Genomic DNA, 19,597 nt, shown 5'->3' on the forward strand with positions numbered 1-19,597 from the left:
CTCAGGTCAGACGGCATTTCGGCGCTTTCTAGACCCGTTCTGCCCTCACTGTGCCCTCACCAGAGCAACGACTTGGGCGACCAGGCGAGCCGCGGCATCCCTGACGCGGTCTTCGGTCGTCGGCGACAGGTGGGCGGAGGTGGAGAGCGTCGTTGTTGGTTTGGCGTGCCCGAGGGCGCGCTGGACGGCGACCACGTCGCGGCCGGAGGCGGTCAGCCCGGAGGCGTGGAGGTGGCGCAGGTCGTGCATCCGGACGTCGGTCACCCTGGCCCGCTGAAGGGTGGTGCGCCAGTGTTAATACCCATCGCACATCCACACAACCTCGGGGTCGCCGGACTCGCTAGCGATGCCCGCGGCCGTACCCTCCTCGCCGACCGGACATGACACAGGGTGATGTCAGACCGCACGATTCGTGCGGCCGCTTCTGGTGTCGCGACGGGTGGGCCTTCTCGCCGCGGGCGGAACTCTCGATCCGGCGATCGCGGCCCATGTCCGGGGAGGTGACCAGGACACGGTCAGGACGTGGGCACGGATGCGCGTCGTCGGCGCAGCCATCCGGTCCCCCATGTCAGCGCGGCCACTGACCCACCCCAGCAGATTGCGAGCACCCCACCGACCTCGCCAGGGCTCCCGACCAGGTCCGGGTACCGCACCGACACCACGCCGAACCAGATCGCCGACACCGCCGGCGGGACGACCGCGAACGACCAGCCACCCATCGCGTTCGCCATCGCGAGCACGGCCACCCCCGCCGCCACTGGGACTGCCAACGCAAACCCAGCCTGCATCGGCCCGTGCATCAGCCCCCACGTGTTGTCATCCTCAGCCTCGCTGACGCTACCGAGCACGTCCCACGCATGCACTGCCGCCATGCCCAGCCCGAAGAACACCGCGGCGCCGACCGGCCAGAACACCGGAGTCGTGGCCGCACGCCACGCCGACGACGGATCCGACCGCGGCACCGCCCACGTCGGCGGCGGTCGCCACATGCGCGGGAACGACACTGAGCCGGCCACCATGAACACGGCAACGAACACCTGCCCCAGCGCGAACCCGGCCAGGCCAGCAACCAGCACGCACCCCGCGATCGCCAGCACCTGGGGTCCCACCCAACCGACAGGTCGGACCGCCCATGCAAGCAACGGCATCGGGATCAGGCATGTGTAGAGCAATCCCCAACTGGTCTCGAGGACCATGTAGTTGGCGAACTCCGGGAACACCGACGGCGTGATCGCGACCATCAGGTCAATGATCCCGAAGAAGAGCACCGCCCAGAACAAGGCGACCACAGCCGCACCCACACGAGCACCTGCCGCCCCGTCAGCGGCGACGGTCTCCGCATTGGTCGCCACCAACCCATTCTCCACCCCGATCTCCCTGCCCGCCCGCCCGAATTCCGGGACGAAGGCGGGCGGGTGTGGACTCGAAGCTGCCGAACGCGTTCCCCTTGGACGACAGCGTCCTTCCGATCTCGGCCGCAGCCCGGGCATGACGTGGAAGGAGCCAGGCTTTCTAGGGCTCGCTCACCGCGTAGGCGGTGGCGCTGTATCACGCGCTATGGGCGGGTCGTGGAGCTCTGATGGCCAGATTGACAGCGAGAGACAGTTCGCCAATGAGCGAAGGGAGCAAGATCCAAGGGATGAGGCGGGCTAGGACGTCAGGGCTCAGGAAGGCGAGCAAACTGCTCGCGACGTAGCAGGCGCCTGCCATCAGCATGAGGACTCCTAGGGCGCGCGGTACCCGCCGCGTACGCAAGATCAGCACTCCCAATAACGCGCAGAACGTGCCGAAGAAGATCAATCCGAGCGCCCACCCTGCGCCATACAGTTGAACGGCTAGGTAGGACCAGGCCGCCTTGTCGTGCGCGCTCACGATTTCGAAGGCAGCGCCTTCGTCAGCGAGCACGAGCGGCGTCGCTAGAAGTGTCAGCATGCTCGCTTCGATGGCGACGCTCAATAGCCCAAGGATCAGCATGAATCGCGGGAGGGCGCCCGTACCGGCCTTGAAGATGTCGAACAGGAGCAGGTTCACCAGTGCTGCCACGACGAGGTAGAGGACGTGCACTGCAATCCCCCAGCGCCACAGCGTGTCGTGTTCGGCGAGTGCCGAGGCGGTGCCCATGACGTCGTCGGCGACGATCACGGACTGGCGAACGACGATCTCGGTGAACGCGCCGCACGCGATGACCGTGAGGTAGCACCATCCGGCCAAACGAAACGGGGGCGTCGCGACGGCGGCGTGCGGCATGACCTCACTCCACGGTGCGGAGGATCTGTTCAATGGACGCGGAGCGCGACCTCATCTCGGACAGGTCGGCCGCAGCACGTTGCTGGGTGTCCAGGGTCTTCTCTGCCAGATGCTCGTAGCGGTGCACGAGTTGGTGCAGGTCGTCCTGCCGCGCGGCCTTGATCTTCGCGGTGCGGAGTTGAACGAACCCTGCAATTGCGAAACCGACGATGGCGGCGGCCGCAAGAGCGAGGGCTGTCACGGCGACTGCGTCCGGCCAACTGAACGTCTGCACTGCTGCCAATGAGCGCATCATGATCTCCTTCAGGATTCTGGGGCTCTAATGGCCCGGACTGGTGAGAGTTCGTGCGGCCGCCGCGATCGTCGCGGGGGTCAGGTGCAGATCCAGATCGCCCACTTCGTAGTACTTCAGGGCTTTGCCGTCGTCTGACAGTTCCAAAGTCCCAACAACCAGTCCGGCGGCTTCAAGGCGCTGCAGGTGCATGTGGAGAAGGGGACGGCTGACTTCGAGCTCGCGAGCCAAGTTGCTGACGTAGTCGCGACCCGTTGCCAGCCTCGCCAAGATCCGGAGCCGAATCGGGTTCGCCAACGCCGCAAGAAGGGCCAGCAGCTCCTCGCCGTCAGTCGTTCGCGTGTCCAATCAACATCCCCTTACCCGTGTCAGAAAAGTCTGACGCATGCAAGACGTACATGTCAACGATTGCGATCCTTGTGGTCGACCAGCGACGACCTCCACCGCTACCTCTACGCCCTCCTCACCCCGGGTCGAGCTCAACGCCGACAGCGCTGCATCTCGTGCAACATCCACCGGTGAACGCGGACCGATGGATCCAGCTGAGCCTGGGCTGGCACCTCTCCCCGCTCCGAGGCGCCAGCCAGACGGTCGTCTGGCGCGACGGGGCCACGGCCGGCAGCTACAGCAACGCCGGCCTCCTCCCCGAGGCACACCTCGGAGTGATCGTCCTGAGCAACACCGGGCGGTGGATGCACTCGGTGTCCGACTCCTGTCCGCGCTTGCCAAGTCGACGCATTCATAACGCCCGCTCGCAGTCTCAAAGGGAGCGGACGGCAGCGCCTCGACGTCCGGACATGCCGCGACGAGTGCGTCAATCCGCCGCCTGTCGGCGCCGGTGCGACGACCGGATCTGCCGACGTCCGTTCAGACTAGGGAGCCCAGTCCGCACCGTCCGCCCAATGCTCCGCAGCGTCCATGATCAGGTCGCAGACCGGGTCCTGCACCGCGTAGTAGGCGTCCACATCCTCTGGGTGTAGTCGGGACAGCGTCACCTTGATCTGGGCGTAAGCGGCGGCAGCAGGCGGCGAATGGCGCAGGTAGTCGCGGAACAACAGCGCGTACCGGGTGTTGGCTCGACCAGTTTCGCGGACATGTATGTGAGTGGGCCGCCACGACGCGGGGGCTCGGAAGTACCTCTTCTCCCACTCTGAAGGCTCCCTCTGATCGCCAGGCGGGACGTGGTCCCTGGTGATGTCGGTAGCCATTGCGCCGAGGCTCTCGAAAGCTGCGACCAACCTTCGGTCTGCCAGATCTGGAACGCTGACCTGCACGTCGATGATGTTCTTGGCAGCGAGCCCAGGCACCGAGGTTGAGCCGATGTGGTCGATGCGCGCTGCAACGTCACCCAGTCCTTCCTGCAGAGTGACTTTCACCTTCTCGAACTCAGAGGGCCACTGGTGGCTATAGGGCTGGATGACGATCCGGCGAGGTTCGGCCATGGCCAGAAGTCTGGCATCGGGTCCCGACACGCCCGACCACCCGGATCTGCCGCTGATGGTGCGCAGATCTGGCTCCCCTCTGTGTCAAGACGCTGCGGGAAGCGGGGTTCTAGGATCGGTGGTGGCGGGTCCGGGAAGTGACTTGTCCGAAGAGCCGGTGTGGGGCTGTGAGCCGGTCGCGCTGGAGTCAGAGTCGTTGCCCCGGTGTCCTCCCGGGCCCGTCCCTTCGAGTGGTGGGGAAGATCGGACGGCGTCGTCGAGCATGGTCTTGAAGACGATGTCGGACAGCCGGCGTTTGACGCAGCGCATCGCTTCCATCGGCGCCTTGCCGTCGGCCTTCTTGCGGTCGTAGTACTCGCGCCCGGGCGTCGGGTTGCGGAGCTGGACGCGGGCCATGGTGTGCAGCACGCGGTTGATCTGACGGTTCCCGGCACGCGACAACCGGTGGCGCGTGTGGTCCCCGGAGGATGCGTCGATTGGGGCCGTGCCGTTCCAGGACGCGAAGTGCGCCTTGTTCGGGAACCGAGTGATGTCACCGACCTCAACCAACAAGCGCGCGGCGCCAGTAGGGCCGATGCCGTGCAGGTCCAGCAGTCCGGTGCCGGTGGCCGCGACCAGCTCGGTGAGCTCCTTGTTCGCGGCCTTCTTCCGCGCGTAGATCCGTTCCAGGTCCGCAACCAGCTCCGCGGCCACGCGCCGTCGGGTCTTGCCGACCACATCGCGTGGACGGACCTTGGCCAGCAGCGCCTTCGCCTGAGCCGCGGACAGGTCCCGCTTCGCACCGCCCGGGATCAGCTCGAGCAGCAGCTGGTGCAGCTGCGAGGTCTTGCGGCTGTGCTCCTCACCCAGCGAACGACGGCGGTCGACCAGCAGACGTAGGACCGCGAGCTGCTCGTCATTCACGACCGGCCGCAACCCGGCCATCCGGGTCCCGACCAGCGCGACCGAGTGGGCGTCAGTGGCGTCGGTCTTGCGTCCCTGACCGGTCGCGAACACCCTCGTGCGCGCGGACAGCTTCGGCGGGACGTCGACGACGTCCTCGCCCGCGGCGAGCAGCCGAACTGCGACGTGATGCCCGATGCCGGAGCAGCCTTCGATCGCCCAGACACGATCAGGGAACTGGCTGACATAGCGCCCCATGTCGGCGAACCCGGCTTCGTCAGTGCCGTATCGGCCGCCACCGAGGACGGTGTCGTCGGCTGTCATCACCTCGATCGTCACCGACCGTTTGTGTGGGTCCATCCCGATCACCACACGACCGCTTTCGTCCTTCATCAGCTCCTCCGATCCTCGAAACCTGTTCGGTTGTCGAGCCGGGAGGGCAACGCTGCTTCGAGCTGGACAAACCCCTCTTGAGCCTCTCCTGGCCCTGGCGACGCCCGGGACCGCGCAGGCCAGATGAGAGCCACACGACCAGCGTGGGCAGCCGATGTGAGAGCGACGACCCGGGCGCCTGGACCGAGCCTCGCCAGACTCGGTCCTGCCGTCAATGAAACAAGCAGCCGATGTCCGGATACCTGGGACTCAGCCAGCGATCTGTCGCTCGCGCGCTGGCGCTGACGACCGGAGCGCCGACAAGTTCTGCGAAACTCAGCGGATGGCGCGCACTGATGACGAGAAGTGGCTCGTCGTCGACGGCCGGCGCTGGCGGCGCACCGACCCGGCACTCCCGGGCGACGCGCTCGCGCGCATGAACTCACACCTCGGCCGCGGCCGCAGCGGCGTACGGACCGCAGCGAACGACGCCGCGCTCGACGCGCTCGACGACTCCGGACGCAAGGACCAGGAGCGGTAGATGGACCTCCAGGACTACCGAGCTGCGCGCCACCGGACACTCGTCGAGATGGCGACCGAGCTCGGCGTGCCGGCGGACCGCGCAGCGGCGGTGGTCGATCGCGTGATCGAGGACCAGCGACGCCGCATCGTGCGCTCCGCCGACCCCGACCAGGTCGTCGTTCCCGCACTGCGTGAGGAGGTGCTCGGCGGGCGGTCTCGCTTCCCCTCGCTCGCCATCTTCGTGCTCGTCGCCGCCGTCGCGGCGGCGTTCGCGGTCACGATCCTGACCGGTCCGCCCGACCCCGAGACGGTCGAGCGGAGGGCCGCGACGGTGCCTGCCCTCGTAGGTCTCACCTCCGCCGAGGCCGTCAGCGCGCTGGGGCGCGCCGGCATCTTGTCGCGGGTCGACCCGGCGCCCCAGTGTGATCCGGCCGGGCAGGTGCTGGGGTCCGTGCCGCCTTCCGGCGACACGGTCCGGCTCGACGAGGTCGTGGTCGTCATCGCGACGGCGACCCCGTCATGGAGCTGCCCTGCCGACGCCGCAGGCCGCGTCCAGGCGTGGGCGTTCCTGCGCTTCCTGGTCTCCGGCTCGGCCCGCCCGCACCTCGCGCCCGAGGTGCGGCTCTACGTCGACGGGAACGCGGCCGGGACGGCCGACGGGACCCACTCGGCCACCTCGCCCGACTGGCGTTGGCGCGTGCGCGACCCCGTCGTGGCCCACGCGGTGCGCCCCGTGGCCAACGACCTCGGACAGCCGGTCGTCTCGATCACCAGTGGACCGCCACCGCCCACCACGTGCGGCCTCCCCACGCCGAGCCCGTCCGGTGTCGCTGGGGCTCCCACCCGGGTAGTGCTCACATCCAGCGGCGCAGGACCCGGCGACGGATCGGGAGACGGACAGGGCGACGGACCGGGGCTCGAGTGCCAGCTCACGATCGACCTCTTCAAGGACGACGGCGGAGCCATCGCGGTCGTCTCCGTGACCGTTCCCGGCGGCAGCGGTCTCGGACCACCGCCCTGGGTACGAACCCGCGACGACCGGGACGCACTCGACGACTGACCGCTGGCGTGCTCGGTGGGTGACCGAGTCCGGTCCGCGGTACGGACCTGGCCCGGCGGGCCAGCTGCACGGAAGCCCGCCGATCGGCTGGCGGGAACGCGGGGCACCGAAGCGCGCACGACGTCCCGCGAACGAAGTGCCCGCCGGCGACCGTGGTTGACCGCCACGCCATCGAACGTGCGCCTCTCCGCCGCCTGACGGGCTGCCAGCCAGCGCTCGCGACGGCGGCGCCCCGCCTCCTTCCAGCCTCGCCCATGGTGGGCCGCGACGGCACGCAAACTAGGATTCGCGCTTCGCCCCGAGAGGACCTGTACATGGCTACCGACTACGACGCATCCCGCAAGACCGAAGAAGAGCAGAAGGAGGAGAGTCTCGAGGCCCGCCGCCTCACCTCGGGTGAGCAGGACAAGACCTCGGGGAAGGTAGACGAGGACGAGACCGAGCTGGCTGAGTCATACGAGCTCCCTGGCGCTGATCTGTCGCACGAAACGCTCTCCGTCGAGGTCGTGCCGAAGCAGACAGGTGAGTTCACGTGCACGTCCTGCTTCCTGGTGCAGCACGATTCCCGACGATCCTCGCCTGCTGTCGACCTCTGTGCCGACTGCGCCTAGGGTGCCGGTCCATCCTCTCGACACGCGCGTTCTTGCGCAGCTGACGGCCCGTAGCCAAGCATCCGGATCCGCCTGAGCCCGCACCGATGTCCGATGCGAGCGCCGCGGGACTTCGCCGACGGCTCCGGCTCGTAATGTGGGCGAATGGCTACCTCTGGAGTCGCGGTCGTGACTGGTGCTTCGCGAGGTCTTGGCGCGGCGATCGCTCTGCGACTTGCGGCCGATGGGAGGCCGGTTGCGGTCAACTACCTCCGTGGTCGCGAGGCGGCAGAGTCCGTTGCCGAACGGATCAGGGAGGCCGGTGGTGTGGCCGAGGCGTTCGGCGCTGACGTCGTCACTGAGGACGGGGTAGCCGGCCTGTTTGCGGATGTCACCAGAGCGCTCGGTCCGGTCACGGCGGTCGTCGCCAATGCCACAGGTCCGCAGCCAGAAGTGAGCGTCGTCGACCTGACCTGGCGCACTCATCTCGACCAGCTGGAGTTCTTCGTCAAGAGTCCCACTCTGCTCGTTCAGGCAGCCCTTCCGAGCATGCGGTCGACCGGCGGCGGGCGGGTCATCCTGATTGGTTCCGACCTCGCGGATCGAGCTGCGCCCCTCATGTCGGCGTATGTGGCAGCAAAGAACGCCCAGATCGGGCTCACCAAGGTGTGGGCGAAGGAACTCGGCCCGGCCGGCATCACCGTCAACCTCGTCCAACCCGGATGGATCCCAGTCGAGCGCCACGCCGGTGTCGACTCCGAGTCCTACGCCGCTGAGGTCCCATTGCGACGGATGGGTACGCCGGATGACGTTGCCGCGATGGTTGGGCATCTGGCATCGGACGCTGGCGGCTTCATCACTGGCCAGCGCATCACGGTCAACGGTGGGCACGTGATCTAGGACCCCGACCGACAACCGCGTCGGACTTGGATGATGGTGCCCGGGCCGACGTCATCCGGATCTGCCGCGTTGTGGGCTTGTCCTCACCCGGATCTGCCTCGACTCGAGCACTCATGCTGATGAGCGATCAAACCGGACGGCAGATTCGATGACGCCTTGCAGCGCGCCTTCCCCGGCGCCGCTCCAGCCGTTCCTACTGTGGATTCGGCTGCCTGGGACGGGAGGGCGAGATGGCGCGCCGCCGATCCGCTACTGCCTTGGCGTCCGTCATCCTGGGTGCGGCCTCGCTGGCTGCCGGGGCATTGGTAGTACCCGAGTCGCCTGGACCGCGCCGAGATGAGCTTGTGCAGACGATGTCGGTGGGCGCTCGGACGGCGACCCCACCGAGACTGTCTGGACGCGCGACGACGACCCCCCAGAGGACTGCACGGCGCGATGCCGTCAGCACGGAGCAGGAGTTTCGCGCTGCTTGGGCCGATCCGCTGCGCCGCCGGATCGAGCTCGGCGCAGACATCCTGCTTCGCGACTGCCGTCTTGGTGACCCGATTCGTGAGTCGCCGTACCCGCTGGTTCTCGATGGTGACGGTCACGTGCTGCAACAGACCTGCTTCGAGAAGCGGGTGCTGCGTCAGGACGGCTCGGGCTACCTCGACATCCGACGCGTCACGCTCACCCGGGGAGGGTCAGAGGGGCCCGGCGCTGCGTTGACGTCACGCGGCGAGATCATGCTGCGACAGGTCGTCGTCTTCCAGAACCTCGCCGAGGAGCCGGGTGGTGGCGTGTTCTCGATGCGGCGGATCACCGCGCACTGGTCGCGGATCACCGGCAACCTGGCCAACGACGACGGCGGCGGCCTCTACGCACGGCGCGGCGGGGTGCAGGTCTACGACTCGATCCTCGGCAACAACCTCGTCGACGGCTCTGGTGGCGCGATCGGGTCCACCGGGGACATCCTCGTGGTGCGCTCCGAGATCGACGGCAACACCACGGACGGCGACGGCGGCGCCTTGTATGCCGACGAGGACGGCGACGTGACCGTGATCGGCTCCCACATCGACGGCAGCGCTGCCGACGGGCCGGGCGGCGCCATCTTCACGCTCGACGGCGACGTGGCTGTCTACGACTCGACCCTCATCGGCAACCGCGCCGACGACCGGGGCGGCGCGATCTCCGGCGAGGACGACGTCCTGGTCGTCAACTCCACCATCGCCCGCAACCTCGCCGTCGCCCACCCCGGCGGCGGCCTGTGGGCACGCGGAGACATGGTGCTCATCAACGCGACCGTCGCCAACAACTACGCCGAGGGGGAGGGCGGAGGATTGCTCTCGGCCGGAGCGATGACCCTGCTCCACTCGACCGTGGTCGCCAACATCGCGCCGGTGGGCGGTGACCTTGGTGCTGGTGGCACCTTCACCAGCCACGCCACCATCATCGGCCCTCCCGTCGTGGACGGGGTCACCGGCGACACCATCCCGACCCGCCGCAGCTGCCGGGTCTACGCAGCGATCTCGCACGGCTTCAACTTCGTCAACGACGACACCTGCCGGCTCGATCGTCGCGACGACATCCTCGGTGAGGACCCGCAGCTCAGGGCGTTGGAGGACGACCCTCGAGGGTTCGTGCTCGTTCCCCGCCGCAACAGCCCCGTCCGACGCGCGCTCCCGGGCCGTCACTGCGTCGGTCGCACCTCCAGGTTGCCGCGGCCTCTCCCCGCCGGCCAGCTGCTCACCGGGTACGTGTCGTGGAAGGACGTGCTCTCGCACGACGCACTGGGCCGACCACGCGCCGGCCTGAAGAGGTGCGACATCGGCGCCGCGCAGGGAGGACGTGACCACGCCGCGACACCGCGAACCGAGGTGCCGCCGGCACGTGTCGCGGTGGCGCGCGCGTGGCCGTACGCCGATCCTGCAGGCGTGGATCGGGCCGTTGCCCGGGCTGCTCCGCACCGTCCCCGATCGCTGCGCGGACGTCTGGTCCGACTGGAACGGACCCTGTCGGTTCTCCAGGCACACGCTCGGCGCTTCACCGGGATCGAGTCGTGCCTGACCGAGGTCGGCGTCAGCCGGCGCGGCGACCCGCAGCACCGGTGGGGCTACGAGTACGACGAGCGCGACGGCACCGGACGCGACCTCCGGCCGGCACTCGCCTTGGCCCGCCGCGGCCGGCCCGACTGGCGCCTGCTCGACCTCGCCAGCTCCCCCGGCTGCCTGTCGCGGCCGGCAGACCCCAACGGCACGGGTGCGGACGCGCGTGCCGCGGCGCAGCCCGCCCCGTGGGGCCGCTCGTCCCGCGGCTCCTCGCCGCGCCGGCTCCTGCGTTGGTTGGACGACCTCGAGCTGGTCGCCCGGGACGTCGAGCAGCAGACGCAGCGGTTCGATCAGTGGGAGTCGTGCCTGACCGCGGTGCCCGTCACCGAGGCCGGCGCCGAGTGGCAGCGACTCGGCTACCTCACCGGTCGTCCGCAGCGCCGCCCCCACTACCGGGCCGCCATCGACCGCGACACGAGCGAGTGGGACGACCCCGATTACCAATTGTTGGCGTTCCGTGGGACCGATCGGCCGTACGGTCGCGGCGACTGCGGCGCCGACCCTGCTGAGTCCCTCGATCGGACCCGGCCGGACCGGCCCCGCGCCACGACCAGGGACGACGTGCGCAAGGGCATCGCGTCCCTGAGCGAGGACGTCGAGGACCTGCGAGAGCCGGTCTCGGAGATCACGCAGTTCGACGAGTGCGTCTACACCATCGGGGTCCGCCAGTCCGGCGGCTACCGCTACCAGACCCGGAACGGCCGGGGGATCCGCGCCGGCGCCCTTTCCTTCGCCATCCGCGGGCCCGAGATGGCGCAGCTGCAGCTGCTCGTCGTGCCGGGCGAGGAGCCGCCGCAGATCGAGTGCAACGAGGACGCCAGCGGCGAAGGCACCGACGAGTAGCACGCCGGTTGGCTCACATCCTCGAGCCGGCGCGGTCAACGCCTGCCCACGCCGCCGTGGTCCCGCCGGCGACCACGAGCAGGTAGGTCTGGACAGCCCTACGTCTCGCCGCACCCCGCTGACACGCCCCACCCCGGCGGTGGTCCGCACGAGGTGGGGCGAGCCAGCAGGCTTGTGCCAGCTGCAGGGCCGGTCAGGCCAGCTGGTCGATCACCGCTCGGGCGTCACGGACCAGCGCGGCTCGGGCAGCGGCGTCCGGCACGTTGACCGGGTCGGAGGCCAGTGTGATGAACTCGCGCAGCTGTGCGATGGCGGGCGTCCGACGACCGGCGGCCAGATGCTTGCTGGCCTGGTCGAGACGCTTCGCCAGCCGGGACTCACCGGCGTTCGACACCAACCCGTCGTCGGCCAGCTGGCCGACCAGGGTGGTCAGCGTCGGCAGTGACGTGGTGGTCGTGAACGTCACCGCCGAGCTGCTCGACCGCCCGGCCACGTCGGCCGCTGTGACCACCACCGTGTGGCTGCCCAGCGAGAGCCGCCACAGCTCCAGCGGCTGACCCGACGGCACGGTGGCCCCGTCGACCGTGACCGCCACCGACCCGATGCCGGAGACCGCGTCCGTCGTCGTCCACGTCACGTCCCCGGTGTTGGCGACGCTCTGCCCCGCGGTGACGCCGGCGATCGAGACGACCGGGTCGGACTTGTCGATCTTGATCGTCGTCGAACCGATCGCCGAGACGTTGCCGCCGTTGTCGGTGGCTCGGTAGAGCAGGGTGGTCGTCCCCTCGGCCGAGATGGTGACCCGGCCGTTGTTGGGGACGTTGGTCCAGGTCTGGCCGCCGTCGACGGAGGACTGGCGCGACGACACGGTGCCGTTGTCGGTGGCCGTGATGGTGGCGACGACGTTCGACGTCCACCAGCCGTTCGCACCGTTGGGCTGCGCGGGGTCGAGCGTCGCCGTGACCGTGGGAGGCACCGTGTCGGCCACCCCCGCTCCGACGAAGGTGAGCCGGTCGACCACGACTCCTCCCGTGGACGTGACGTAGAGCTGTCCGGTGCCCTCGGGGGCGTCGGCCAGCGAACCGGTGGTCTCGGCCCAGCCGGCGGAGTCGACCGTGACCTGGGCGAACGCAGGTGCGTCGGGGGCGCCCCAGCGCAGCGACAGAGCGCCGGTCCCGCTCGCGCGGATCCGGACCGAGTCGATGCCCTCGAAGTTGACCGGGTCCCACGCGAGCCAGTCGCCGGCGTCGAACGACGTGACCTTGCTGAGGCCGCTCGCCGTCGCGTCACCCTCGATCGCCACCCCGGACGACGAGTCGGCCCACTCCGCCTCCTGCGGCTTCGGGTTCAGGACCAGCTGCTCGGTGGTGGTGGCCGCCGGCACGCCGTTGGCGCCGGCGTCGGTGTAGGTGATCACCACGACCCCGAAGATGTTCTCGGTCTCGCCGTGCTGCGTGGCGTCGGCCGGGGTCGGGATGGCGAACTGGCATCCCGTGCCCTGGCTCAGCGGGTGGGCGTGCATGTCGTGGCCCAGCCCGAAGGTCCAGGTGACCCGGGAGCAGACGGTCTGGTTGCCGTCCTCCGGGTCCGACGTGCTCACCCGGAACGGGACGGCCTGGCCCCAGTCGAAGAACGACCCGTCCGCCGGCTGGTCGATGGACACGGTGGGCGCCACGTTGCCGACGCTGATCGTCGTCGAGGTGAGGCCCCGGCGACCCTCCGCGTCGGTCACGCGCAGCCGGGCCGTGTAGGCCCCGAGCGTGGTGTAGGTGTGGGTAGCGGTCACTCCGGTGGCGTCGAAGCTGCCGTCGCCGTCGAAGTCCCACTCGTAGGTCAGCGGGCCGCCCTCCGGGTCGAGCGAGGAGCCACCGTCGAAGTCGACGGTGAGTGGCGCCGAGCTGCTCGAGACGGGATCAGCCTCGATCGCCGCCCGCGGAGCCTTGTTGCCGGGGCTGTAGTCGATCCGGTAGAGCCCGGCGTCCGGATTGGCGCGGAAGAAGCCGTCGCCGTAGTCGAGGACGTAGAGCGACCCGTCCGGGCCGAACTCGAGGTCCATCGGGCTGTCGGTGATCGGCATGCCGTTGGTCTCGAGGGCGGCGTTGGGCAGGAAGTGCTCGATGTGCGTGACCGGACCGGCTGGCCAGTCGAGGGTGAACGCCGCCAGGTAGTCCTGCGAGAACTCGCCGAAGAATGCCTTGTCGTCCCAGTAGGCGGGGAACTTCGTGGCCGACGGGTTCAGCTCGTCGAACTGGTAGACGGGGCCGCCCATGGGGCCCTGCCCGCCTGCGGGGGAGAAGTCGGTCAGCTCGGGCCACGGTTGGTGGGTGTTGTTGTCGCCGTAGTAGAGGGTGGCCGGGACCGCGGGGGGTACGACGTCCAGCCCGGTGTTCCACCGCGAGTTGTTCTCCGCGCCCGCGGCGCAGTCGAAGAACGGTCCAGGGGTGGACGTGGCGAAGTTCCACTCGTTGTAGTTGAACTGGTCGCCCGTGCAGTAGGGCCATCCGGCGTTGAGCGGCGCGTCGATCGCGGTCGTCTGCCACTCGACGTACCCCAGCGGGCCGCGATCGGGGTTGGGGGCCCCGGCGTCCGGGCCGTAGTCACCCCAGCTCACCGAGCCGGTCTCCGGGTCGACGTCGATGCGGAACGGGTTGCGCAGCCCCATCGCGAAGATCTCGGGACGGGTCTGGGCCCTTCCGGGGGCGAAGAGGTTGCCGTCGGGGATCTCGTAGCTTCCGTCCGCCTGGACGCTGATCCGCAGGATCTTGCCGCGCAGGTCGTTGGTGTTGCCCGCCCCGCGGCGCGAGTCGAAGCCGGGGTTCATCCCCGGCGCATCGTTGTTCGGGGCGAACCCGTTCGCGCCGGGTGCGCTCGCGGGCGTGTTGTCGCCGGTCGCGAGGTAGAGGTTGCCGGCGTCGTCGAAGTCGACGTCGCCTGCCACGTGGCAGCACTGGCCGCGCTGGACCTCGACCTTGAGGATCACCTGCTCGGTGCCCAGGTCGAGGGAGTCGGTCGCCTCGTCCCACTTCACCCGGGTGAGCTGGTTGTAGCCCTTCCACTGGTCCCAGTAGGACACGTCCGCACCGGCGGGCAATGTGTTGGGCGCCGATCCGGCCGGGGTGGTCGTGGGGTACGGAGCGGTCATCGTCCGCGGCGCGTAGTAGAGGTAGACCCACTGGTTGGTGGCGAAGTCGGGGTCCAGGGTGACGGTCTGCAGGCCGTCCTCGGAGTTGTTGTAGACCGGGACTGTGTTGACGACGCGAGTCGTGCCGGCGTCGGGGTCGGTCAGCCGGACATCGCCGTTGCGGGCGGTGTGCAGCACCCGGCGATCGGGAAGCACGGCCATGTCGACGGGCTCACCGGTGTTCTTGGTGAGCGTGACCTTTTCGTAGTTGGACCAGTCGAGTGCCTCCGCGGCGCCGGGTTCGGTGCCGTGGTCGACTCCGTCGTGGGCGGCAGCCGGTGCTGGGACGGCCGAGAGGGCGCTGAGCCCGAGTGCAGCGGTGGCGACGGCGAATGCCAGTCGACGCGTGGTGGGGCGGGTAGATTCCATCTGTACGTCCTGCTTTCCGAGGGAGGGCGTGCGAGCCCGGGGCGCGGCGGCTGGTGCAACAGCCGCCCGAGTGCGCCCCGGGCTCTTCTACGTGGGTGGAGGCCTGCGGGTCAGCCGCGAAGGCGGGCCATGTTGTCGTAGCTGTACTGGGCGTAGGCCAGCGACTGACCGGGGTTGGCGGCGCCGCCTCCGGCGTTGTCCTGCTCCCACATCGGGTTGTGGTAACCCTTGGCGCCGACGCCGCCCAGGAAGGCTCGGTAGTCAATGTCACCGGCGCCGAAGGGCACGATCTCGTAGCCGTTGGCGGTGCCCGGCCGCGAGTCGCCGTCCTTGGCGTGGAACAGCGGATAGCGCATCGGGCCGTAGGTGTTGACGGTGGCCAGCGGGTCGAAGATGTCCTGCACCGACGACCCGTCGGGCGCGGTGTAGGTGTGGTGCTGGTACTGCGCCACGTGGGCCCAGAAGATGTCCATCTCCAGGAAGACGTAGCGGGAGTCGGTGTTGTCGAGGAACCACTCCAGGCGACGGATGCCCGACGAGCGCGTCGGGCGCCCGGATGCGTCGAGCGGCCCGCTGTCGAGCAGGAAGCTGTACGCCGGCGAGTGGTTGTGGGTGTAGAGCTTCAGCCCGTGCATGTTCATCGCCCGCTCGCCGAGGATGTTCCATCGCTCGGCCGCGGCCTGCCAGTCGGCCAGGTAGGCCGAGCTGGTGGGGTCGCTGCCAGTGCCGATGTGGCCCATGCCGAGGATGTTGGCCGCCTCGCAGGCCGCGTCGAAGCTCGCCAGGGTGGCGTCGGTGATGGTGCTCGGGATGCTGCCGTGGTTGCCTTCAGCCTCCAGGCCGTTGTCGTCGAGCCACTGCTTGAGCACCTCCGGAGCCGGCGTGCGCCCACCTTCGGCATTGGCATGCTGGGTGTAGCCGGCGAACTCGATCTGCTTGTAACCGATCCGGGCCAGCTCGGCGAAGACCTCCTTGAAGCCTGAGGCGAGGTCGGTGGTGTTCGGGTCGCGACCGATGGCGTCGCGCACGGTGTAGAGGATGATGCCGAGCTTTCCCCTCGGGATCAGGACGCCGTTGCCAGCCGCAGCAGCCGACGACGTCAGCGGGCCGGCGACGGACGCGGCCGCAAGACCGGTCGACGCCGCAAGGAGCTGTCGCCGGCTGAGGCCGATCCGGCGCATCAGCGCGGGTGTCTCGGTGGACTTGATGTCAGGGGTGTTCATGGTGGCTCCTCGGGTGGTCGAACCTTGGGGGGACAGGAGAGCGATGTGACCTGGATCACAGGGTGTGCTTGTGAACGTACGGAAGGGTGCCGCCCGGGGTCAACGTTTTGTCCACCACTCGGCAAAAGTGGGCAATGAGGTACAAGGGCGTCCGCGACACTGCGCATGAGCGTGATCCTCGTCACCGGCACGTCCGTCCACGGACCTCGGACTCGCGACCATCAACGGCCCGGCCGGCGCATGCGTGCCAGCCGAGGGCGGCGGTCGCGAGCGCGACGACGGCGGCTGCGGTGAACGCCGCGGTGAACCCTGAGCCGTCAAGGACGCCGGTGGCTTGCCGGCCGGCTGATGCGCCGACGACGATGAACGCGGCGGTGCCGAGCGCGCCGCCGACCTGCATGGACGCGGAGGCGAGGCCGGAGGCCAGACCGGTGTGGGAGGCGGGGACGGCGGAAGCGAGCACCATGGTGGTGGGGGTGAAGCTGAGCGCCACTCCGGTCGCGACGAGGAGCAGGCCGGGGAGGACCTCGAGCACGTAGCCGAGCTCCTGGGGCGAGTACGCGAGCCACAGCTGTCCGCCGGCGAGGAGGACGAGGCCGAGCACGAGGGTGCGCAGCGGCCCGAACGTCTTCAATGCGCGCGGAAGGAGGCCGAGGGAGACTGCGAAACCTGCCAGCGAGGTGGGGACCATGGCGATGCCTGCCTGCTGGGGCGTCATGGCGAGGGCCTGCTGGAAGTACAGCGCGACGAGCACGAAGGTGGACCCTCGAGTCGACCCGCCGAGCAGGGCAAGGCCGACGCCGCGGCGTGTCATGCGGGAGCCGAACAGCTCGAGCGGGACGAGCGGGTCGGCCACGCGTCGCTCCACGAGGACGAACGCCGTCGCAAGGACCACCGAAGCGGCCAGCAGGCCGAGGACGCGCGGTGAGGTCCAGGCGTGGTCGCCGGCGTCGACGGCGCCGTGCACGAGCGTGATGACGGCTGCGGTAGCGAGGGCCGCGCCAACCCAGTCGAGAGTACGCCGCCCGGTGGCCACGTCCGGGTGGAGGACGCGTCGCGCGAGCGCGGCGGCGGCCACGGAGACCGGGACGGTCACGAGGAACACCGACCGCCAGCCGACGCTGCCGGCAAGGAGACCACCGGTGACCACGCCGGTCGCTCCACCCAAGGTGGACGCGGCCCCCCAGGAGCCCATCGCCCGAGCCCGTTGCTCTGCGGGGAACGTGGCCAGCAGGAGGGACATGGCGGCGGGGCTGAGGGCGGCTGCGCCGACACCTTGCACGACCCGACCTCCGATCAGCATCACGGGGCCGGTCGCCAGGGCGGCGATGAGGGTTCCGAGGGTGAAGAGGCCGGCACCGGTGATGAACAGGCGACGGCGGCCGAAGACGTCGGCAGCGCGACCGGAGAGAAGCAGCAGGCCCGCGAAGGACAGCACGTAGGCGTTCACCACCCACGTCACCGCGGCCGACCCGAACCCGAGCTCGGACTGGATGGACGGCAGTGCGACGTTGACGATCGACGTGTCGAGCATGACCAGGAACTGGGCCGACACGAGCAGCGCCAGCGCCAGCCGTTGCCGCTGCCGGTCCGGGAGCCGCCCGGTGGATGCGGTGGCGCCGGTGGGCGACTGGTGGGGGACGATGGTCATGTTCACGGGTGCCCCGCCCTCACGCCGCGAGGCGGGGCAGGGCTGCCCCGGCCCGCGCCACGCGCATCGTGCCGCACCGGGGGCAGTGGTCACCCCGAACGACGTCCATGTCCTGGCCGCACCAGCACAGGTCGCGCCGTGCATCGGCGGCCGGTCGGTCGGCCCTTCCCAAGATGCTTGTGATGGTCGTGGCTGTCGCGGCCCTCTCGCTCCGGGAGCTGCTCTCCATGGTTCTCACCGCCTGTGTCCTCGTGTCGTGGGTCGATTGGTGTGTCCACGGTGTCGCGGACCCGGCGCGCTCGAACCGGTCGAATGGCCGGGTTCTGCCGGTTCTCCCGAGCTCGGGCCGGGTCCGCGACACGTTCAGTGGTGCATGTGGCCGATGGCGCCGGTGACGCGCTGTGCGGGCATCCGCCACAGGGCGTACGCAGCGACGACTGCCGCAATGACGGCGGCGCAGGTGAAGCCTCGGCGGAACGCGTCGGCGGCTCCCTCGACCGTGGCGAGTGACCCGGCGGTACTGGCCACCGCGGACAGGACGGCCACGCCCAGCGCGGCGCCCACCTCGTGCCCGGTCATCAGGAAGCCGGAGGCCACACCGGCGTGGGAGGAGGGGATGCCGGCCATGGACGTCACCGACACCGGCACGAAGACCATGCCGACGCCGACGCCCATGATGACCAGCCCGGGGAGCAGGTCGACGGCGTACTCGGCACCGGCGCCGGCGACCGACAGCAGCACGGCCGCAGTTCCGGTCACCACGAGGCCGACAGCGGCGACGACGCGCGGTGCCACGTGGCCGAGCAGGTGACGGGCGGCGACAGTCCCGGCCGTGATGGCGAGCGCGAAGGGCAGGAACGCGACGCCGGTCTGCAGGGCGGTGTAGCCAAGGACGGTCTGCACGAAGATCGAGATCAGGAACACGGCGCCGACGAGGAGCCCGGTGATGCCGAGCATCACGGCGGTGCCGGACACGAGGGCCTTGAGCTTCCACACGTGCGGTGGGAACAGCGGCTTGGCGGCGCTTCGCTCGACGGTGAGGAACGCCACCAGCAGGACGGCTGAGACGGCCATCGCGACGACGGTGTGGGCCGACCACCAGCCGTGCGTGGCGGTCGCACCGAGCGCGTACGTCAGCGCCACGAGCCCGCCGATGACCGCGGTGGCTCCGGGGAGGTCGAGATCGGCGAGACGGGGACGTGCGACGGGCTCCTTGGCGATGGTGCGGGTGCCGACGAGCAGGGCGACGACGCCGACGGGGCCGTTGATCCAGAAGATGAACTGCCAGCTCGTCCAGGTCGTCACGGCCCCGCCGAGCAGGACGCCTGCCGCGACACCGAGGCTGCCGACGACGCCCCACAGGGCGAGCGCGGTCCTGCGCTGCGCGCCGGCGTACGTGGTCGTGATCAGGGAGAGCGCGGACGGGGTGAGGAGCGCGGCGCTGAGGCCTTGGACGGCTCGCGCGGCGATGAGCTCCTGGGTCGAGCCGGCGAATCCGCTGACGATGGACGCGGCCGTGAAGAGAGTGAGTCCGGTGAGGAACACGCCGCGGCGGGACAGCAGGTCCGAGAGTCGGCCTCCGAGGAGCAGACCGCCGCCGGACATCATCACGTAGGCCGTGACGAGCCACTGCAGGTTGCCTCCGTCGATGTCGAGGGAGCGCCCGATGGTGGGGAGAGCGGTGTTGACCACCGAGATGTCGAGAACGACGAGGATCTGGGCGGCGAGCGCGACGGCGAGGACCGTCCACGGGCGGCGCGGACCGTCCTCCTCCTCGGGACCTGGCGCGGGGTGCGGCGATCCGTGCGGTGAGCCATGGTGCGGGGCGTGGTGTGCGGCGTGGTGTGCGGCGTGGGTTGCGGCGTGGGTTGCGCCGTGGTGTGTGTCGGACATGCGTTGCTCCTGCGTGGGTGAGTGGTGGTGGTGGGCGGCCTGA

At 69.5% G+C, this 19,597-nt stretch carries 15 protein-coding genes and 1 pseudogene; 5 read left to right on the plus strand and 11 right to left on the minus strand.

The features are described 5' to 3' along the window. Positions 1-45: 45 nt before the first annotated feature. The 7 genes and pseudogenes from JOD65_RS08155 to JOD65_RS08185 all read right to left on the minus strand — a co-directional run. Positions 46-279: pseudogene (locus tag JOD65_RS08155) on the minus strand (tyrosine-type recombinase/integrase); the annotation flags it as partial. 236 nt (positions 280-515) lie between these two features. Next, on the minus strand, positions 516-1,352 hold the full coding sequence (locus tag JOD65_RS08160) for a hypothetical protein (protein ID WP_191192906.1): 837 nt from the start codon (positions 1,350-1,352) through the stop codon (positions 516-518). 196 nt (positions 1,353-1,548) lie between these two features. Further along, positions 1,549-2,247 (minus strand): DUF4386 domain-containing protein, encoded by a 699-nt coding sequence (locus tag JOD65_RS08165; protein ID WP_191192905.1) that lies wholly within the window; start codon positions 2,245-2,247, stop codon positions 1,549-1,551. A gap of 4 nt (positions 2,248-2,251) precedes the next feature. Beyond that, positions 2,252-2,539 carry a hypothetical protein gene (locus JOD65_RS08170; protein ID WP_191192904.1) on the minus strand — a complete coding sequence of 96 codons (288 nt, stop codon included), beginning with the start codon at positions 2,537-2,539 and terminating at the stop codon, positions 2,252-2,254. 27 nt (positions 2,540-2,566) lie between these two features. Then, on the minus strand, positions 2,567-2,887 hold the full coding sequence (locus tag JOD65_RS08175; protein ID WP_191192903.1) for an ArsR/SmtB family transcription factor: 321 nt from the start codon (positions 2,885-2,887) through the stop codon (positions 2,567-2,569). A gap of 524 nt (positions 2,888-3,411) precedes the next feature. After that, positions 3,412-3,981 (minus strand): GrpB family protein, encoded by a 570-nt coding sequence (locus JOD65_RS08180; RefSeq protein ID WP_191192902.1) that lies wholly within the window; start codon positions 3,979-3,981, stop codon positions 3,412-3,414. A gap of 84 nt (positions 3,982-4,065) precedes the next feature. Next, the gene (locus tag JOD65_RS08185; RefSeq protein ID WP_204811019.1) at positions 4,066-5,256 is read right to left on the minus strand and encodes an IS110 family RNA-guided transposase; all 1,191 of its coding nucleotides are present in this window, start codon (positions 5,254-5,256) and stop codon (positions 4,066-4,068) included. Positions 5,257-5,578: 322 nt separating this feature from the next. Between JOD65_RS08185 and JOD65_RS08190 the strand changes: the two genes are divergently transcribed. From JOD65_RS08190 to JOD65_RS08210, 5 genes are all read left to right on the plus strand, one after another. Next, the gene (locus JOD65_RS08190; protein WP_204811021.1) at positions 5,579-5,776 is read left to right on the plus strand and encodes a hypothetical protein; all 198 of its coding nucleotides are present in this window, start codon (positions 5,579-5,581) and stop codon (positions 5,774-5,776) included. Next, the gene (locus tag JOD65_RS08195) at positions 5,777-6,817 is read left to right on the plus strand and encodes a PASTA domain-containing protein (RefSeq protein WP_191196264.1); all 1,041 of its coding nucleotides are present in this window, start codon (positions 5,777-5,779) and stop codon (positions 6,815-6,817) included. It abuts the gene before it with no gap. Between the two features lie 314 nt (positions 6,818-7,131). Continuing rightward, a complete protein-coding gene (locus JOD65_RS08200; protein ID WP_191196265.1) occupies positions 7,132-7,428 on the plus strand; it encodes a DUF4193 family protein in 297 nt (98 codons plus the stop codon). A 168-nt stretch (positions 7,429-7,596) separates the two neighbouring features. Then, positions 7,597-8,307 (plus strand): SDR family oxidoreductase, encoded by a 711-nt coding sequence (locus tag JOD65_RS08205; protein WP_307821022.1) that lies wholly within the window; start codon positions 7,597-7,599, stop codon positions 8,305-8,307. Between the two features lie 590 nt (positions 8,308-8,897). Next, positions 8,898-11,237 carry a hypothetical protein gene (locus JOD65_RS08210; protein ID WP_191196267.1) on the plus strand — a complete coding sequence of 780 codons (2,340 nt, stop codon included), beginning with the start codon at positions 8,898-8,900 and terminating at the stop codon, positions 11,235-11,237. A gap of 193 nt (positions 11,238-11,430) precedes the next feature. Here the strand turns inward: JOD65_RS08210 and JOD65_RS08215 are convergent, their stop codons facing one another. The 4 genes from JOD65_RS08215 to JOD65_RS08230 form a co-directional block, all read right to left on the minus strand. Next, positions 11,431-14,787 carry a PQQ-dependent sugar dehydrogenase gene (locus JOD65_RS08215; RefSeq protein WP_191196268.1) on the minus strand — a complete coding sequence of 1,119 codons (3,357 nt, stop codon included), beginning with the start codon at positions 14,785-14,787 and terminating at the stop codon, positions 11,431-11,433. 110 nt (positions 14,788-14,897) lie between these two features. Next, positions 14,898-16,010, minus strand: coding sequence for a sugar phosphate isomerase/epimerase family protein (locus JOD65_RS08220; protein WP_191196269.1), 1,113 nt, complete (start codon positions 16,008-16,010; stop codon positions 14,898-14,900). Between the two features lie 181 nt (positions 16,011-16,191). Beyond that, positions 16,192-17,661, minus strand: a complete 1,470-nt coding sequence (locus JOD65_RS08225; protein WP_191196270.1) for an MFS transporter — start codon at positions 17,659-17,661, stop codon at positions 16,192-16,194. 363 nt (positions 17,662-18,024) lie between these two features. Further along, positions 18,025-19,554: an MFS transporter gene (locus JOD65_RS08230; RefSeq protein ID WP_191196271.1), complete on the minus strand. Its 1,530-nt coding sequence runs from the start codon at positions 19,552-19,554 to the stop codon at positions 18,025-18,027. Positions 19,555-19,597: the final 43 nt, after the last annotated feature.

This window comes from Nocardioides cavernae, from assembly GCF_016907475.1.
GTDB lineage: Bacteria > Actinomycetota > Actinomycetes > Propionibacteriales > Nocardioidaceae > Nocardioides > Nocardioides cavernae.

What these genes read in the sequence shown, in the direction of transcription:
- JOD65_RS08165 (WP_191192905.1), bottom strand. Translation starts at nt 2,247, where the DNA reads ATGCCGCACGCCGCCGTCGCGACGCCCCCGTTTCGTTTGGCCGGATGG.
- JOD65_RS08170 (WP_191192904.1), bottom strand. Translation starts at nt 2,539, where the DNA reads ATGCGCTCATTGGCAGCAGTGCAGACGTTCAGTTGGCCGGACGCAGTC.
- JOD65_RS08180 (WP_191192902.1), bottom strand. Translation starts at nt 3,981, where the DNA reads ATGGCCGAACCTCGCCGGATCGTCATCCAGCCCTATAGCCACCAGTGG.
- JOD65_RS08185 (WP_204811019.1), bottom strand. Translation starts at nt 5,256, where the DNA reads ATGAAGGACGAAAGCGGTCGTGTGGTGATCGGGATGGACCCACACAAA.
- JOD65_RS08190 (WP_204811021.1), top strand. Translation starts at nt 5,579, where the DNA reads ATGGCGCGCACTGATGACGAGAAGTGGCTCGTCGTCGACGGCCGGCGC.
- JOD65_RS08195 (WP_191196264.1), top strand. Translation starts at nt 5,777, where the DNA reads ATGGACCTCCAGGACTACCGAGCTGCGCGCCACCGGACACTCGTCGAG.
- JOD65_RS08200 (WP_191196265.1), top strand. Translation starts at nt 7,132, where the DNA reads ATGGCTACCGACTACGACGCATCCCGCAAGACCGAAGAAGAGCAGAAG.
- JOD65_RS08215 (WP_191196268.1), bottom strand. Translation starts at nt 14,787, where the DNA reads ATGGAATCTACCCGCCCCACCACGCGTCGACTGGCATTCGCCGTCGCC.
- JOD65_RS08220 (WP_191196269.1), bottom strand. Translation starts at nt 16,010, where the DNA reads ATGAACACCCCTGACATCAAGTCCACCGAGACACCCGCGCTGATGCGC.
- JOD65_RS08225 (WP_191196270.1), bottom strand. Translation starts at nt 17,661, where the DNA reads ATGACCATCGTCCCCCACCAGTCGCCCACCGGCGCCACCGCATCCACC.
- JOD65_RS08230 (WP_191196271.1), bottom strand. Translation starts at nt 19,554, where the DNA reads ATGTCCGACACACACCACGGCGCAACCCACGCCGCAACCCACGCCGCA.